General features: G+C 56.9%; 15 protein-coding genes. 8 read left to right on the top strand and 7 right to left on the bottom strand.

Going from position 1 to position 15304, the window contains the following annotated elements; genetic code table 11:
• The first annotated feature begins 5 nt into the window (after window positions 1-5).
• The 6 genes from GRI39_RS12605 (at window position 6) to GRI39_RS12580 (ending at window position 6892) form a co-directional block, all read left to right on the top strand.
• Window positions 6-2336, top strand: a complete 2331-nt coding sequence (locus GRI39_RS12605) for a DUF2460 domain-containing protein (RefSeq protein WP_160740086.1) — start codon at window positions 6-8, stop codon at window positions 2334-2336.
• Window positions 2333-3157, top strand: a complete 825-nt coding sequence (locus GRI39_RS12600) for a DUF2163 domain-containing protein (RefSeq protein WP_160740085.1) — start codon at window positions 2333-2335, stop codon at window positions 3155-3157. The genes GRI39_RS12605 and GRI39_RS12600 overlap by 4 nt, the downstream gene beginning before the upstream one ends.
• Window positions 3154-3564 (top strand): NlpC/P60 family protein, encoded by a 411-nt coding sequence (locus GRI39_RS12595; protein WP_160740084.1) that lies wholly within the window; start codon window positions 3154-3156, stop codon window positions 3562-3564. The genes GRI39_RS12600 and GRI39_RS12595 overlap by 4 nt, the downstream gene beginning before the upstream one ends.
• An 11-nt stretch (window positions 3565-3575) precedes the next feature.
• A complete protein-coding gene (locus tag GRI39_RS12590) occupies window positions 3576-5753 on the top strand; it encodes a phage tail protein (RefSeq protein ID WP_160740083.1) in 2178 nt (725 codons plus the stop codon).
• 19 nt (window positions 5754-5772) lie between these two features.
• The gene (locus tag GRI39_RS12585; RefSeq protein ID WP_160740082.1) at window positions 5773-6231 is read left to right on the top strand and encodes a DUF2793 domain-containing protein; all 459 of its coding nucleotides are present in this window, start codon (window positions 5773-5775) and stop codon (window positions 6229-6231) included.
• Between the two features lie 61 nt (window positions 6232-6292).
• On the top strand, window positions 6293-6892 hold the full coding sequence (locus GRI39_RS12580) for a superoxide dismutase family protein (protein ID WP_160740081.1): 600 nt from the start codon (window positions 6293-6295) through the stop codon (window positions 6890-6892).
• A 31-nt stretch (window positions 6893-6923) separates the two neighbouring features.
• Here the strand turns inward: GRI39_RS12580 and GRI39_RS12575 are convergent, their stop codons facing one another.
• The 7 genes from GRI39_RS12575 to GRI39_RS14730 all read right to left on the bottom strand — a co-directional run bounded on the left by GRI39_RS12575 (window position 6924) and on the right by GRI39_RS14730 (window position 13794).
• Window positions 6924-8426, bottom strand: coding sequence for an MFS transporter (locus GRI39_RS12575; protein WP_246205073.1), 1503 nt, complete (start codon window positions 8424-8426; stop codon window positions 6924-6926).
• A 27-nt stretch (window positions 8427-8453) separates the two neighbouring features.
• On the bottom strand, window positions 8454-9164 hold the full coding sequence (gene queC / locus GRI39_RS12570) for a 7-cyano-7-deazaguanine synthase QueC (RefSeq protein WP_160740079.1): 711 nt from the start codon (window positions 9162-9164) through the stop codon (window positions 8454-8456).
• Between the two features lie 44 nt (window positions 9165-9208).
• On the bottom strand, window positions 9209-9640 hold the full coding sequence (locus GRI39_RS12565; RefSeq protein WP_246205072.1) for a hypothetical protein: 432 nt from the start codon (window positions 9638-9640) through the stop codon (window positions 9209-9211).
• 86 nt (window positions 9641-9726) lie between these two features.
• Window positions 9727-10644, bottom strand: a complete 918-nt coding sequence (gene hslO, locus GRI39_RS12560) for an Hsp33 family molecular chaperone HslO (protein WP_160740078.1) — start codon at window positions 10642-10644, stop codon at window positions 9727-9729.
• A gap of 108 nt (window positions 10645-10752) precedes the next feature.
• Window positions 10753-11682 carry an ornithine carbamoyltransferase gene (gene argF, locus GRI39_RS12555; RefSeq protein ID WP_160740077.1) on the bottom strand — a complete coding sequence of 310 codons (930 nt, stop codon included), beginning with the start codon at window positions 11680-11682 and terminating at the stop codon, window positions 10753-10755.
• Window positions 11682-12872 (bottom strand): aspartate aminotransferase family protein, encoded by a 1191-nt coding sequence (locus GRI39_RS12550; RefSeq protein ID WP_160740076.1) that lies wholly within the window; start codon window positions 12870-12872, stop codon window positions 11682-11684. Before GRI39_RS12550 ends, argF begins: the two co-directional genes overlap by 1 nt.
• A 160-nt stretch (window positions 12873-13032) precedes the next feature.
• Window positions 13033-13794: a cold-shock protein gene (locus tag GRI39_RS14730; RefSeq protein WP_160740075.1), complete on the bottom strand. Its 762-nt coding sequence runs from the start codon at window positions 13792-13794 to the stop codon at window positions 13033-13035.
• A 232-nt stretch (window positions 13795-14026) separates the two neighbouring features.
• On the opposite strand from GRI39_RS14730, the gene GRI39_RS12540 reads away from it, so the two are divergent.
• Together GRI39_RS12540 and GRI39_RS12535 are read left to right on the top strand one after the other, a co-directional pair.
• Entirely contained in the window at window positions 14027-14827 is an 801-nt protein-coding gene (locus tag GRI39_RS12540; protein WP_160740074.1) for a TerC family protein, read from the top strand.
• Window positions 14828-14829: 2 nt separating this feature from the next.
• Complete coding sequence (locus tag GRI39_RS12535; RefSeq protein ID WP_160740073.1) at window positions 14830-15273, top strand: protein tyrosine phosphatase family protein; 444 nt, start codon at window positions 14830-14832, stop codon at window positions 15271-15273.
• The last annotated feature ends 31 nt before the right edge of the window (window positions 15274-15304 follow it).

Below are 15304 nucleotides of genomic sequence, written 5' to 3'. Positions count from 1 at the left end.
ACACCATGGCTTTTAGCCTTATCCACACAGCAAGCGGGCAGCAATCTGACTATATCCAGCGGTTTGACCCACGTTTCTGGACCGTCGATTTTCCTCGCCCAATGATGGCAAGCGTTGTCACCACAGGCCCCGATTCCCTGCGTATTGATGCCGAATTTCAACGTAAAAGTGATCTTGCCGGCCTTATCTGGGTCAGCGAAGACACGCTGGATCATCCCCTGCTCGCCTATCGGACAGACCGTGATTATGCCCGCACCACTTTGCGCTTTCACTGGCGTTCGGGCGGTATCATCCCGCTAGATGGTGAAAATGGCCCGACGCTGACCATAGAAGGCCGCGATGCTGCGGGGGAAGCGCATATCTGGTTGGTTCGCTTGTGGAATTACGCCGATGGCGCACCGGATGATGCCGAAATCACACTCGACTTCTCCAATCTGGCGGGTGGCTGGGATCTGGAAAGCGATGCCGATCCGGTCTGGCCGCATGATATTGACCGGATGTTCCTCTCCCTGACCCCACCCGATTTTATACCCGAGGATGACACATTGCTCCCCGCCCGCGCCGATGGCTGGGTTACGCTGAGCGGGATCAGTTGTCAGGGTGATCGGCCGATGCTGGAAATCGGTGATGTGCTGGTGCCGCCGCATGGGGTGCAAATGGCCACCGCTTATGATGACAGCTACAATCAGACACCTGCGCGTATTCTCAGAAATCTGCGCGGTCTCGGTTATCGCGGGCGGGTGCTGCATTATGTCGGGATGAGCCATTTCTACCGGCTGGTGCGGTCAGGCGGTGCATTGTTGGCCGATCCGGCAGGAACGCTCTGCACGCCAGCGCGAAACTGGCATGCAAGCTTCTTCCAGCTCTGCGCGGCGCAAGGGTTGGAAGCGATCATATCGCTATCCTATGAATTGCTGGCCCGGAATTGCCCTGCCTCATGGCAACAATGCGCATCTGACGGCACCCCCGGCCGCACCGGCTGGGAGCCACCATCTGCCCTGCTCTCCCCCGCCAATGATGAAGCAATGGGCTGGCTTCAGGCGGTGGCTGGCAAGTTTATTGCCTTGCAGAAAGCCGCTGGATTGCCGGTGCTGTTCCAGATCGGGGAAGCCTGGTGGTGGATCACACCGGAGGGCGGAATATGCCTCTATGATGCTGCTGCGAAAGCTGCATGGGGCGGCGATCCGGTGGCCATTCCCGATATGCGCGCACCCTTGTCACCCGCGCAGACGGACCTGCTCGATGAGGCAGGGGCCATGCTCGCCCAATCCACAGCCGCACTCACCAGCGCCATTCGCGCGGCGGCAGGCGAAGCGGGGGCCGAAGTCCTGCTGCTGGCCTTCACGCCGACCGTGCTCGCTGCCGACATGCCCGAACTGATCCGTGCCAATCTGCCTCACGGCTGGGCCTATCCCGCTTTCGACCGCTTTCAGGTGGAAGATTATGACTGGCTCACCAGCGGAGCCGAAGCCCAGCGCAAAGCAGCGTATGAAACAGTGCAAGCGCGACTCTCCTACCCAATCGAATTGCAGGATTATCTTGCCGGTTTCGTGCTCGAAGCAGCGGATGCCGGCACCTATTGGCAGCGCATTGATCGCGGCTTGGAAGAGGCTGAACAGCGCGGTGTTGCGCAGCTCTATGTCTGGGCGCTGCCGCAGGTCACCCGCGATGGATACACCCGCACACCTTCGCCCAAGGAGGACGATATGCAGGCTTTTGACGATATTCTCTACCCGCTCGCCCTGGGCCGGGATGCCGGGGTCAGCCCGGAATTTTCAACCTCTGTGGTGGTCACCGCATCAGGCCATGAACGACGCAACAGCCTGTGGAGCGATGCGCGCCTGAGCTATGATGTCGGCCCCGGAATCAGGTCAGAAGAAGAGCTGGGCGTGTTGCTCAGCTTTTTCCGGGCAAGGCGCGGAGCAGCACGTGGGTTCCGCCTGTCTGATCCCTTCGATTGCAGTTCCAACGCCATGCGCGGCACTCCCACTCTGATCGACCAGCGCATCGGTACAGGCGATGGCATCACGGCCAGTTTCCAGCTGGTGAAGCGCTATGGCAGCGGTGACGATGCGCAGATTCGCCCTATCACCCGACCGCGTGCCGGCACCATCACAGTCAGTGTGAATGGGCTGGCTGAAGCCGATTGGACATTGGGTGCGGGCGGCATCATCACTTTCGCCAGCGCACCGCCCGAAGGGGCCGATATTCGCGCCGGCTTTCTGTTCGACGTGCCCGTACGCTTTGCCGAAGATCGACTGGATATCACCGGCGCAACCTTTGCTGCCGGGGAGGCCCCATCGGTGCCACTGATCGAAATTCGGGAGGCTGTATGAGTCGGGTTTTCTTCCGTGAAACGCTGGAATGCGTCAGCATTTTCTGGCGGATATTGAGGCGTGATGGCGTGGCGCTGGGTTTTACTGCCCATGATCGTGACCTGTGGTTTGACGGGATCAACCATCGCGCCGCGCCCGGCATTACCCCCTCTTCCATCCGCCGCAATGCCGATATTTCGATGGATGCTGCCGAAGTTCAGGGCGTGTTGTCGCATAGCGCCATCAGCGAAACGGACCTCGCCGATGGTCGTTATGACGGAGCAGCCGTGCTCATTGGCGTGGTCGATTGGGAGACTTTGGAAAACGCCCTGCTCTATCGGGGTGAAATCGGAGCCATCGCAATGGAAGGCGGGCAGTTCAGTGCAGAATTGCTCTCAGCCAAAGCTGCGCTCGACATTGACACCATTCCGCGTACCAGCCCGACCTGCCGCGCCAATTTCTGCGGCCCCGGATGCACGCTGAGCGCTGTCCAATTCACACATGAGGCCGCCGTGTTATCAGTAGACTGGGACGCAAACCGCGTGGATTTCACCCCTCCAATCGCGCCAAATGTGATGGCCAGTGGTTCGCTTCGCTGGCTCGACGGGCCACATGCAGGATTACAGATGGAGGTGGTGGAGGCCGATGCGACCGGGCTGATGCTGGACAAGGCTCTATCGCGCGAACTCCAACCGGGAATGCGGGCACTCTTACGCGAAGGTTGCGATCATCGGTTGGAGACTTGCCACATACGCTTTGCCAATGCCGCCAATTTTCAGGGCGAACCCTTTTTGCCCGGCAATGATGCGATCACCCGCTACCCGACTTCCTCCAGCGCATGAACGGACGGGCCGCTGCTCTGGCAAAGGCGGCGCAATCCTATGTCGGCATGCCCTTCTGCCTCCATGGACGCCATCCGGCAGGAGGGTTTGACTGCCTTGGCCTGATCCTCACCGCTTTGGCCGATGTGGGCATTATCGCTCCACCACCGCCTGCCTATGCCATGCGCAACAGCACCATCTCACCCTTATTCGCCTTTGCCGAAGAGCTGGGATTGGTGCCGGGCGCAGCACCTTTTCGGGCGGGCGATATTCTGTTGGGTCGCACCGGACCTGCCCAATTCCATTGCGCCATTGCCTTGGGTGAAACGGATTTCATCCACGCCCATGCCGGTTTGCGCCGCGTCGTCAGAACGCCAGGTCCATTCCCATGGCCATTGCGGCGCCTGTGGCGCCTTCCACCAGACTGAAAGCAATTCTCATGGCTACACTCGTCTTTACCGCTGTCGGGACAGCCCTTGGTGGCCCGTTGGGCGGCGCATTGGGTTCACTGATTGGCTCTCAGGTCGATCAGGCAGTCTTTGGCAGCAACCGTCAAGGCTCCCGCCTCAAGGAGCTGGCGCTCACCACGTCAAGCTATGGCACCGCCATTCCCCGCCACTTTGGGCGGATGCGGGTCGCTGGAAGCATCATCTGGGCGAGCGATCTGGTGGAAAGTTCAGAAGCTACAGGTGGATCGAAAGGCGCTCCATCTACCCAGACTTACAGCTATTCAGCATCCTTCGCTGTCGCCCTGTCCAGCAGCCCTGTCCATGATATTGGCCGGATCTGGGCTGATGGCACTTTGCTGCGCGGCGCGGCAGGCGACCTCAAAGTGGGCGGCACGTTTCGGTTCTATCGCGGCGGTGGGGACAATACGATTGATCCACTGATCGCATCTGCAGAAGGGGCGGCCTGCCCGGCCTTTCGCGGATTATCCTATTGCGTGTTTGAAAATCTCCAGCTTGCTGATTTTGGTAATCGCATCCCGGCACTGAACTTCGAACTGATCGGAAAGGATGGTACACCACTGCGCCTAGCATCTCTTATCGGCCCACTTCCCGATACGATCCACACGCTCACCATTTTGCCCGGCCTTTCCGGCTTTTCCTGCGAAGGGGGTTCGCTGCTCAACCTATTGTCCACCTGCGATGCGCTCTATCCACTAAGCTGCAATGTCGATGGCACAGGTCTGACCATTACTTCTGCGCAGAATATACCACCTGACCCACCGCTTCTGCCTGAACCGGCAATGGCGTTGGATTCAGACAGCCACGCACCACAAACCGGGAAATGGCATCAGCGCAAGGCAGGCTCTGCCACCATTCCGAACGCGATACGCTACTATGACGCCACGCGCGATTATCAGCCCGGTGTCCAACGCGCCGATGGTAAAGCGGCCTCAGGGCGGGGAGAAACCCTCCAATTTCCTGGAACGCTCAACGCCCAAAGTGCTCGCGATCTGGTGAATGGCGCGGCTGAGCGAGCCGGATGGCGATCGGAAATGATGGGATGGCGGCTAGCCGAACTGGACCCAACGCTTGGCCCTGGCTCCATTGTACGCGTGCCCGATCAGCCGGGCTATTGGCTGATTGAAAGCTGGGAATGGCGCGATCAGGGGATCGAACTGGAACTGCGCCGCCTGCCCCGTGGCCCCGCCCGGCAAGCTGCCGCTGACGGAGGAACCGTGCTTGCCCCAAGGGATCGGATCGCAACGCCCACTGTGCTCCATGCTTTCGAACTTCCATGGGACGGCATAGGGGCTGCCACCAACCGGAATATCTATGCCGCACCTTCCTCTGTTTCGGATGGCTGGACAGGCGCTGCGCTTTATACCGTGCGCGATGGTCAGTTGATCCCGCTTGGCCCCAGTGGCCCTCGCCGGGCCATTATCGGAAAGTCTCTTACGCCACTGGGAAGCTCGTCATGCCTGCGCCTCGATCCGTCTGCCCAGCTTGAAATTGAACTGGCTTCAGCAGATTTCACACTGACCAATGCCACACCAGAAATGCTGGCTTCCGGAAGCAACCGGGCGCTGCTGGGTGAAGAGGTGATCCAGTTTTCGCAAGCGGCCCATCTTGGTGCCAATCACTGGCGTTTGTCTGGCCTGCTCCGTGGGCGAGGTGGCACAGAAGCCAGGGCCGTCGATGGAAATCCCGCACTATCGCCCTTCACCCTGCTCGATCATCGCTGCATCCCGCTCGACCAGACCGAAATCGCCACACAGGCTGGCACGCAGATATTGGCGCTCGGAATTGCCGATGATGAACCGGTATACGCGTCCCTTGCCAACGCAGGGATCAGTCTCAAGCCATTAATGCCGGTGCATCCCCGGATGATACTCCAGCTTTCAGGAGATATCACTTTCACATGGAGCCGCCGCGCACGCGGGGCCTGGGAGTGGCGCGATCAGGTCGATGTGCCACTGAATGAAGAGGCGGAATCCTACCTCCTCGGCATTGGCCCGTTTGCAAGCCCTGAACAGCAGTGGAGCGTAACGCTGCCTTCCATCACCCTGCCTGCCGATAGTCTGTCAGACTATTCCGGCAAGCCACTCTGGGTGTGCCAGCAAGGTAGTTTTGCCCTGTCCGCCCCCCTGCTCCTCACCATTCTTCCCTGATCCTTAGGAGACCATCATCATGCCCGACCCGATCAGCTTCACCTCCGCCAGTCCACGCTTTGGCCTGCCCCTCCTGTTTGCCGGACAAACGCAGAAAGAGTTCTTCGTCAACGAAGCCCACTGCCTGACAGATGCCCTGCTCCATCCCGCCATCGAAGGTGAACAAAGCGCTCCGCCATCAGCTCCTGAAGAGGGGCAATGCTGGTTGGTGAGCGATACCGCCAGCGGTGAATGGTCCGGGCACGACAGCAAACTCGTCTGCTGGCAAGCCGGGGCATGGCTTTTCATCACCCCGCGTGAGGGGATGGCCGTATTTGACAAGACCAGCAACCAGATGATCCGCTTTGCCGAAGAATGGAAACGCCCTGAAACTCCTGCCCTGCCAATTGGCGGCGCAAACGTCGACAGTGAGGCCAGGGCGGCCATTTCCGGACTTATAGCAGGATTGATCGAGGCTGGCATTTTCCCTGATTCATAAATCTCGGAGCAAATCCGGGATCAGCGCGTTGGTAATCGTTATTCTGACTGGAGGAGCATTTATGACGATCTATCGTTTCGCCGCCCTTGCCCCACTCACCATTGCGCTCGCCGCTTGTGGGGGAACCCCCGAAAAGGCCGCAACGGATAGCCCGACTGAGGCTGCTACTACCACCGCGCCCGAACAGCTCGGCACGGCTGAACTGAAAACAGCCGATGGCAAACCTGCTGGCACCGCCACACTGCTTGCCAATGGTGATGCGATTGAAGTCATGGTCAATGCCACTGGCCTTGGTGCCGGGGCGCATGGCTTCCATCTGCACCAGACCGGCAAATGCGATGCGCCAGATTTCAAATCAGCTGGTGGCCATCTCAATCCCGGCGACAAAGAACATGGCACTGAGAACCCCAAGGGTGCCCATTTGGGTGACATGCCTAATCTAACGATCGATGATAATGGTAATGGCAGCGCCACTGTCACCTTGACCGGCGATCGCGATTATATTCTGTCCAACATCTTCGATGATGATGGCACAGCTATCGTGATCCACGAAGGCCCGGACGATTATAAGAGCGACCCTGCTGGCGATGCCGGCAGCCGTATCGCTTGCGGTGTTATGGAGAAAGCCGCTCCTACTGCCGAGACAACGCCAGCAGCCTAAAACGCCCTGAAGCTATAAAACCGCTCGCCCGCTATTCACCTAGCTGGCGAGCGGTTTTTGGTATGGATTGGCAAGCGATAAAGAGCGCGAGCAATCCAAAGGGCACAGCCACCAATGTGGCCTTCACGCCCAATCCCAAAGCGCCCGTCGCCGTAGAAACATAACCTGCTGTAAACGGTCCAAGCGACAGACCGATCAGGGTTGTCCCGATAAGAAAAATTGCCGTGGCTGTCCCGCGCATATGGGGTTTCACCAGAGACTGGCTGGCTGCTGCGGAAGCTGACAGCGCTGTTGAAGTCGCAAGCTGCAGCAAAAAGCTGATGATGTAAAATGTCGTTGCACTGACATGGCCATAGCCAATCAGAATCAATGGCACTGGAACCAGCAAGCCAATCAGCAAGACCATCGCCCGCCCAATAGGTATTCGGCGGGCAAGAATATCCGCTAAGCGTCCACCACCGATAACGCCCAAAAAGCCGCCTACAGCAGCAGGTGCACCCAGCATCCAGCCAAGCGTTGCCTTGTCCACGGCAAAACTTCTCTCGGCAAAAGGCGCAGCCCAATAGGTGACTGAGTAACCCACAAAGCAGATCGCCCCATAGGCCACCACAATGCCCATGAAAGCAGGTGACCCCCAAGTGAAACGGAAAGTCTCGGCATCTCTATGCTTGAGAGCCATCGCCCAGCTCATAACGGCGTAAACACCAAGACCCAGCAGCCAAAACTGCTCCTGATTGCCGGTAAGGAATGAGACAAGCCAGGCAAGCAGCACCACGCCTGCAAGACTAGCACAATTGCCCAGCAACGCACGCCTTCCACGCTTGGCCGCGCCAATCAGAGTAAGGGGTGGGATAACATCGATACAATCCTGAAGCAGCACTAGCCATGGCGATGCTTTGATACGTTCGGCAGGTTGAGGGCGAACAGGCTCTCGCAATGACATAACGACAGCCGCCAGTATCACCCCTGGCAAACCCACCGCCAGAAACGCCGCTTGCCAGCCTGCAAGCCCGAGAGGGGCACCGCCAGGAAAGGCCGAATTCCATTTCTCTACGACCGTGCCGCCAATCAGCAGCGACAGACCACTCCCGACAAAAAGGCCGGAAGAATAAATGCCAATCGCCGTGCCCCGAAGCCGTTTTGGAAACCAGTCTCCGATCAGGGAATAGGCGCAAGGGTTGGCAGTCGCTTCTCCGACCCCGACACCGATCCGCGCGACTGCGAGAGTGGCACCATTACGAGCCATTCCTGAAAGCGCCGTCATGCCAGACCACAGCAACAAGCCAATGCTGAGCAATCGCACCCGGTGCCAATTGTCCGCCAAGCGCCCCAATGGAATACCAAAAAGCGCGTAAAAAATGGCGAAGGCAGTGCCATACAAAAAGCCCAGATCAGCATCATCAAGACCCAGATCAGCTTTGATATCATTGGCAAGAATCGAGAGAATCTGGCGGTCTACGAAATTTAGAAAATAGACCAGCACCAAGATGCTCAGCGCATACCAGTGATAGGGTGGCACTGCCCTGTTCGGCATGGCCTTATCATGCTGATATACTGACATTTAATCGAGTGAAGGCTCTTCTGCGTAAGGCGTACGGTCTTCCACGCCAGCATCCGCAAAGCCTTTGCGGCGCAAGCGGCAGCTATCGCAAGTGCCGCAAGCAAGGCCGTCACGAGTGGGATCATAGCAGGACCAGCTCTGTGCCGGATCAAGACCCAAACGCGCTGTTTCGCGGGCAATGTCCGCTTTCCCAAGAAATTGCAGCGGCGTATGAATGGTAAACCCTTTGCCCCCATCCCCCGCTTTGGTCGCCAGATTTGCAGTTTTGGTAAAGCTTTCGATGAACTCCGGCCGGCAATCAGGATAGCCTGAGTAATCAAGCGCATTCACACCGATGAATATGTCCTGCGCACCGATTGCTTCAGCCCAAGCCAGAGTGACCGAGAGAAACACCAGATTCCGTGCAGGGACATAAGTGACCGGAATACCATCTTCCAACCCACCCTTAGGGACAGCTATGTCTGTATCCGTCAATGCTGAGCCGCCGAACTGTCGCAAATCAAGCGGCAGAATCACATGGCGCGCCGCACCAAGATTGGCTGCGATTGCTTTGGCTGAATCGATCTCGCAATGATGCCGCTGATTGTAATCAATCGTCAGAGCATTGATTCGATACCCTTGCTCCCGGGCCAGCGCTGCCGACACCATGGAATCAAGGCCGCCACTCAGCAGAACGACCGCGTCCGCACCTTGTTTTGAATTATTCGCCATGATTTCGCGCTAGGCCGCTGAAAGCCTGCGCGCAAGTCCTCGGATTAGCAGGAGCCAACGCGCCGCAGTTCGGCATCAATTGAAAACGGTCGGCCATTGGAAATGCCCTGACTCTTGAGCTGGGCAAGGCCACTGGCTTCCTTGCGGATCGAGGTTCGGCCATAGCCATTACCGTGGCAGGTATATTGCACGATTACTTCATTAGGCGAATCTTTCACCACAAAGCGCTCACATCCAGGCTGACGATGTTCCACCTGAATGAATTCCCGGCCATTGCGCATACAGATACGCTCCAACCGTTCATTCCCGCGGACACGCAATTCCCACATTCCCTTGTCGAGACTATCGAGCATGGCGAGCTTTCCACCAGCCGCCAATGCAGGAACTGCGCCAGCCAGAGCGAGCCCTGCCACCAGCCAGCGGCCAGGCTGCACAGAAAAACTGCGCATGAAGCGGGAAATTGAAAATGTGGTCATAAGTTTCTCAATACCACCCAGCACATGAACGACGAATTGCCCTCCATATACGATGAGGCGAAGTTTAAGTTCCGCAGGCCGCAGGATCAATCCTGAATCGGGAACTCTCGGGAGCAGAATGCACAATCCACGCGAATGATCCCCTGATCATCGCTCATCTCACGACGCTCATCCTTGGAAAAGCGTGAAATGACATTTTCAAAATGCTCGACAGTACAGCGACATCCACGCCTCAATTGCGGACCGGCCTCCACCCGAACTTCCGATTCTTCGTGAAACAGCCGCCAGACCATCGCTTCCTGGGAAAGCGCTGGATCGACCAATTCATCATGACGAATCGTACTGGTGAGAATGGACACATGCTCCCATTCCGGGTGGTCCATTCGCACATGAAGACGTTCGCGCCCTTCCTCACCTTCAGGCAGATGCTGAACCAGTAAACCGCCAGCAACACAGCCGTCTGGCCCTGCTTTAACAGCGGTCTGAATGATTGTTGGAACCTGCTCGCTCTGTGCGAAATAGGCTTGCACGGCTTCAGACAGGGAGCCACCTTCCAAGGGCACTACACCCTGATAACGCTGACCGGAAGTCGCCAGATCATAGGTGATCGCAAGATAACCCTCGCCAAACAGTGCAGCGAGGGTGGGGTTTGCCCCCAATCCATCAAAGCGCTCTCGGTCATGCTTAACATAGCCACGCAACTCATTGTCGCGATAGTCACACACCAGAAGGTCAACCACCCCGCCTTTGGTTTGGGCCTGAAGAGTGAGCTGACTGCCCTCATCCTTAAGCAAACCGCCCATCAAAGCGGTGAGAACCAATGCTTCACCAAGCAGGTGTTTCAGCGCTGGTGGATAATCATGGGCCGCTAGAATAGTATCAAGCACAGGCCCAAGACGCACAGCGCGGCCGCGCGCATCCCGCTCTGGGAGCGAAAAAGCAAGAATTTGGTCAAAGCCGGTTTCGTCAGCCGGCGGCGTCATGGGAATTGGGTTGTCGGTCATCGCAAGGCCATATGGGAAGCGCATAGCCTCTCGGGAAGACCCTGCTGCCAATTGTAAAAGTGTGAGTGCTTCAGGAGCGAGCCGATCAGCCCGCTCCTGAATACAGTATCAAATCTGGCCGAAGCACCAGCGCAGAATAGACTTTTGCGCATGAAGACGGTTTTCCGCCTCATCGAAAACGACAGATTTATCGCTTTCGAACACACTTTCCGTCACTTCTTCCCCGACATGGGCAGGCAGGCAGTGAAGAAAGCGGGCATCCGGCTTGGCCAATGTCATCAGAGCATCATTGACCTGATAGGGCGCCATGGCTGCCAGTTTTTCCTCAGCATGGGCCTGACCCATCGACACCCATGTATCGGTGACGATGATATCAGCTCCGCTTGCAGCCTCGGCGGCATCGCGGGTCATCACGATATTGGCACCGCGCGCGCGCGCCTGATCGACAAATTCACCATCCGGATCATAGCCTTCAGGCGTTGCGACACGCATGTTGAACTTCAGCAAGCCAGCCGCTTCCAACACGGAATGCAGCACATTGTTGCCATCCCCAAACCACGCCACTTCCAATCCTGGAAGCGCCTTCCCATGCTCCACAATCGTCAGCAGATCCGCGACAATCTGGCATGGGTGTGAACGATCAGTAAGGCCATTGATGACCGGAACAGTGGCATGCCGTGCCATCTCTTCGATCTTGGCATGATCATCTGTCCGGATCATGATGGCATCCACCATCCGGCTGAGAACGCGAGCCGTATCAGCGATGGGTTCTCCACGGCCGATCTGCGTGGTCCCGGCATCCATAATCAGCGCATGGCCGCCGAGCTGGCGCATGGCCATGTCAAAACTCACCCTGGTGCGGGTAGAGTTCTTCTCAAAAATCATCGCCAGTGTGCGCCCTGCCAAAGGCGCATCGGGGTCTGGCATGCCTTTCGGCAAAGCCGAACGCGCCGCCTTGCGATCCTGAGCATCGTTGATCATAGCGGCGATAGCATCGCCGCCCGCATCAGACAGGTCGAGAAAATGCCGAAACGTCATCAATCACTCTCCGGCATCGGATAATCATTGGCACCCTTCGACAATTTGTCGAAGAATTCGTCGATTTCAGCATCACCAATGATGAGCGGGGGCAAAAGGCGCAGCGTGTTGTCCCCGGCTGCTACGGTCAGCAACTGATGCTTATCGCGCAAATGCTGCATGAAAGGACGCGGCTCAACTTTCATCTTCAGGCCCAGCATCAAACCCTTACCGCGCACACCTTCGAACAATTCCGGATAATTACCGATAAATTGTTCCAGCCGAGAACGCAGGCGCTCGCCGGTTGCAGTGACTTGACCCAGAAATTCATCATTGGCGACCGTATCTAGCACAGCCATCCCCGCCGCCATTGCAAAAGGATTGCCCCCATAGGTTGAACCATGTGAGCCAAAGCCCATGCCGCGGGCTGCTTTTTCCGTCGCAAGGCAGGCACCAAGCGGGAAACCACCACCAATGCCCTTTGCCGTAGCCATGATATCCGGCTCAATTCCATATTGCTCGTAAGCATAGAGTGTGCCGGTACGGGCGACACCGCATTGCACTTCATCGAGAACCAGCATCAAATCATGTTCGTCTGCCAGATCGCGCAGGCCTTTCATGAATTCCTGCGTTGCCGGACGAATACCTCCCTCACCCTGAATCGGTTCAACAAGGAAGCCAGCGGTGTTCGGGCCGATTGCTGCTTTTACGCCTTCCAGATCGTTAAAATCGACGTATTTAAAGCCGGGCAACAGAGGCATGAATCCCTTATGCATCTTTTCCTGACTGGACGCGCTGATCGTCGCCATGGTCCGGCCGTGGAAAGCATTGTTGAACGTGATCAGTTCGAAACGCTGTTCATTGCCTTCATGCTGGTGATAAGCGCGTGCGGTTTTGATCGCAGCTTCCACAGCCTCAGCGCCCGAATTGGTGAAAAATACTGTGTCAGCGAAAGTGTGATCGACCAGCCGCTGGGCGAGTGCTTCACCTTGCGGACTACCATAAAGGTTGGAGACGTGCATCAATGTCTCAGCCTGCTTTTGCAGCGCGCCAATCAGGGTCGGATGGGAATGCCCCAGAAGATTGACTGCAATACCTGCCGCAAAATCGAGATATCGCGTGCCGTCTTCCGAAATCAGATGGCAGTGATCGCCTCGGACAGGCCGTACGTCACACCGGGGGTAGACAGGCATGAGCGGAGAGATGGACATCGCGTATTTCCTCAAGAATTGGACAGGCTGTATGTTCTGGAGCCTGACGTAAGAAGAGATTGTTAAAACGACAAATGGCGGCTCCCGAAAGAGCCGCCATTTGCATCCGTTTATGATGTTTGCTCAAAATTCGGAGCGATTACCGAATGTGAGCGGCGCGTCAGTCTTGAACGGGCACAAGGTTGACCGCCGAGTGCTTGCCTCGTCGATCGACTTCGAGATCGAACTCAAAACGCTGGCCTTCATCGATGCCAGTCAGTCCAGAACGTTCAACCGCGCTGATGTGAACAAAGGCATCTTCCTTGCCATCGTCACGCACGATGAAGCCGAAGCCCTTCATGGAATTGAAGAATTTGACTGTGCCGGTAGCCTTTTCGCCAGTGAGCGAGCGCTGTGGAGCACCACGATCAGGGCGATCGCCCCCGCGTTCAGGACGATCACCGCCGCTACGCTTCTCAACCGGGATGATGTCACCCACAACCTGGAGATCAGCCGCAGAGACCTTACCGCCACGATCAACGAGATTGAAAGCCAGTTCCTGCCCTTCAGCAAGACCTTCCAGCCCGGCGCGTTCTACCTGGCTAATGTGAACAAACACATCTTCGCCACCTTCATCGCGTTGAATAAAGCCGAAACCCTTTTCCGAGTTGAAGAACTTTACCTTGCCTTGACCGGTCCCAACAACTTGTGCGGGCATGCCACCACCACCGCGCGGGGCGCCGCTGCGGAAACCGCCGCCGCCGCCAGCACCGCCGAAACCGCCGCCGCGATTCCCGCCGCCGAAGCGATCATTGCCACCGCCGAAATCATCGCCGCCACCGAAGCGATCACGACCCGAACTCGGAAAGGAATCAAAACTTTCTTCACCGAATCCGTCGCGTTTGTCGCGCCCACGACCGCGACGACCTCTATCGTAACCCATGAACCTTACGTACCTTCACTTCGCCCTCACCAAACGCTCAGCTACGGGGGCGAATCCGTGCTAAACAGACAATGGAGGCGTCCCCCCCGAATTTATCCGGGAACACTTATAAACCAGAATAGCTCTCATAGCGAATGTTTTAACAGCCTTGCCATAAGACGAGTAAATTTTGACCAGGTCGGCACATGCATGTGCTTGCCAGTCCCCTTAGTCTTGAGCAGAAACATCGCTTATGGAAATCATCGCTCTTCTCTCCGACCCGGCTGCATGGGTCGCATTGTTTACACTCATCGTACTCGAAATCGTTCTAGGTATCGACAACCTCGTGTTCATTGCGATTCTGTCGAACAAATTGCCCGCCCATCAGCAGACCAATGCTCGCAGAATTGGCTTGGGGCTTGCGCTTTTGATGCGAATCGGCCTGCTTATGCTGATCGGGTGGATTGTCACTCTGCAGACGCCTTTGTTCGACCTGGGGCTGCAAGGTGCACCCGGTCCACATGGCGAACCCACCTTCGAAACCGCTTTTTCCGGGCGCGATCTGATTCTGTTCGCCGGGGGCCTGTTCCTGCTGTGGAAAGCCACCAAGGAAATCCATCACAGCATGGAGCCTGACGACGAATCCGGTGAATTGCTCGATCATAAGAAGGGGCTGGGGCAAATAACTTTTTCAGCCGCAATTGCCCAAATTGTGGCACTGGATCTCGTCTTCTCCATCGATTCGATCCTCACAGCTGTGGGGATGACCGATCAGGTGCCGATTATGGTGACAGCGGTGATCATTACGGTTGGTATCATGCTAGTGGCCGCCGACCCATTGGCCAAATTCATTGAGCGCAACCCTTCGCTGGTGATATTGGCGCTGGCCTTCCTGGTAATGATCGGCTTCGTGCTGATTGCCGATGCTTTCGGCTTCCATGTTCCCAAGGGCTATATCTATGCCGCAATGGGCTTTTCCGTTGCCGTAGAGGCTCTCAATATGGCCAAGCGCAACCGCCGTGTGGCGCTGGCACAAAATGAAAAGGATTCGTGACGATGAGCGATTTTCGTCAGCTGACGCCCACCATGTTCGTCAGCCCGCAAATTCAGCCGAGCGATGTTGCGCAAGCCGCTGAGCAAGGCATCACGATGGTCATCAATAACCGGCCGGAAGGCGAATCCGATGATCAGCCTGACGGTGCATCGATTGAACAGGCTGCATCAGAAACCGGACTTGAATATTGCGCCATTCCGATCACCCACGCAGGCTTCAGCGAAGCACAGGTTCAAGCGATGGTTGAGGCCATTGGCCAATCCGATGGACCAATCCTAGCCTATTGCCGTTCCGGCACACGTTCGACCCTGCTGTGGTCCTTGGCTCAGGCAATGATGGGCAAAGACAAAAGCCAGATTACCGCAGCTGCAGCAGGCGCCGGCTATGATATCTCACCGATAGAACCCGCCATAGATATGTTCATCGCTCGCAATCAGGGGGAATGATCTGAATTACAGCTATGAAAAAGGGGCCTTA

The sequence above is a fragment of the Altericroceibacterium indicum genome (genome assembly GCF_009828105.1).
Taxonomy (GTDB): domain Bacteria; phylum Pseudomonadota; class Alphaproteobacteria; order Sphingomonadales; family Sphingomonadaceae; genus Altericroceibacterium; species Altericroceibacterium indicum.
Note: the sequence above shows the minus strand (reverse complement) of the source record. Positions and strands in the feature narration are given on the sequence as shown.

What these genes read in the sequence shown, in the direction of transcription:
- queC (WP_160740079.1), bottom strand. Translation starts at nt 9,164, where the DNA reads ATGGCGAATAATTCAAAACAAGGTGCGGACGCGGTCGTTCTGCTGAGT.
- GRI39_RS12575 (WP_246205073.1), bottom strand. Translation starts at nt 8,426, where the DNA reads ATGCCGAACAGGGCAGTGCCACCCTATCACTGGTATGCGCTGAGCATC.
- GRI39_RS12600 (WP_160740085.1), top strand. Translation starts at nt 2,333, where the DNA reads ATGAGTCGGGTTTTCTTCCGTGAAACGCTGGAATGCGTCAGCATTTTC.
- GRI39_RS12595 (WP_160740084.1), top strand. Translation starts at nt 3,154, where the DNA reads ATGAACGGACGGGCCGCTGCTCTGGCAAAGGCGGCGCAATCCTATGTC.
- GRI39_RS12605 (WP_160740086.1), top strand. Translation starts at nt 6, where the DNA reads ATGGCTTTTAGCCTTATCCACACAGCAAGCGGGCAGCAATCTGACTAT.
- argF (WP_160740077.1), bottom strand. Translation starts at nt 11,682, where the DNA reads ATGACGTTTCGGCATTTTCTCGACCTGTCTGATGCGGGCGGCGATGCT.
- GRI39_RS14730 (WP_160740075.1), bottom strand. Translation starts at nt 13,794, where the DNA reads ATGGGTTACGATAGAGGTCGTCGCGGTCGTGGGCGCGACAAACGCGAC.
- GRI39_RS12565 (WP_246205072.1), bottom strand. Translation starts at nt 9,640, where the DNA reads ATGACCACATTTTCAATTTCCCGCTTCATGCGCAGTTTTTCTGTGCAG.
- GRI39_RS12550 (WP_160740076.1), bottom strand. Translation starts at nt 12,872, where the DNA reads ATGTCCATCTCTCCGCTCATGCCTGTCTACCCCCGGTGTGACGTACGG.
- GRI39_RS12585 (WP_160740082.1), top strand. Translation starts at nt 5,773, where the DNA reads ATGCCCGACCCGATCAGCTTCACCTCCGCCAGTCCACGCTTTGGCCTG.
- GRI39_RS12535 (WP_160740073.1), top strand. Translation starts at nt 14,830, where the DNA reads ATGAGCGATTTTCGTCAGCTGACGCCCACCATGTTCGTCAGCCCGCAA.
- GRI39_RS12540 (WP_160740074.1), top strand. Translation starts at nt 14,027, where the DNA reads ATGGAAATCATCGCTCTTCTCTCCGACCCGGCTGCATGGGTCGCATTG.
- GRI39_RS12590 (WP_160740083.1), top strand. Translation starts at nt 3,576, where the DNA reads ATGGCTACACTCGTCTTTACCGCTGTCGGGACAGCCCTTGGTGGCCCG.
- hslO (WP_160740078.1), bottom strand. Translation starts at nt 10,644, where the DNA reads ATGACCGACAACCCAATTCCCATGACGCCGCCGGCTGACGAAACCGGC.
- GRI39_RS12580 (WP_160740081.1), top strand. Translation starts at nt 6,293, where the DNA reads ATGACGATCTATCGTTTCGCCGCCCTTGCCCCACTCACCATTGCGCTC.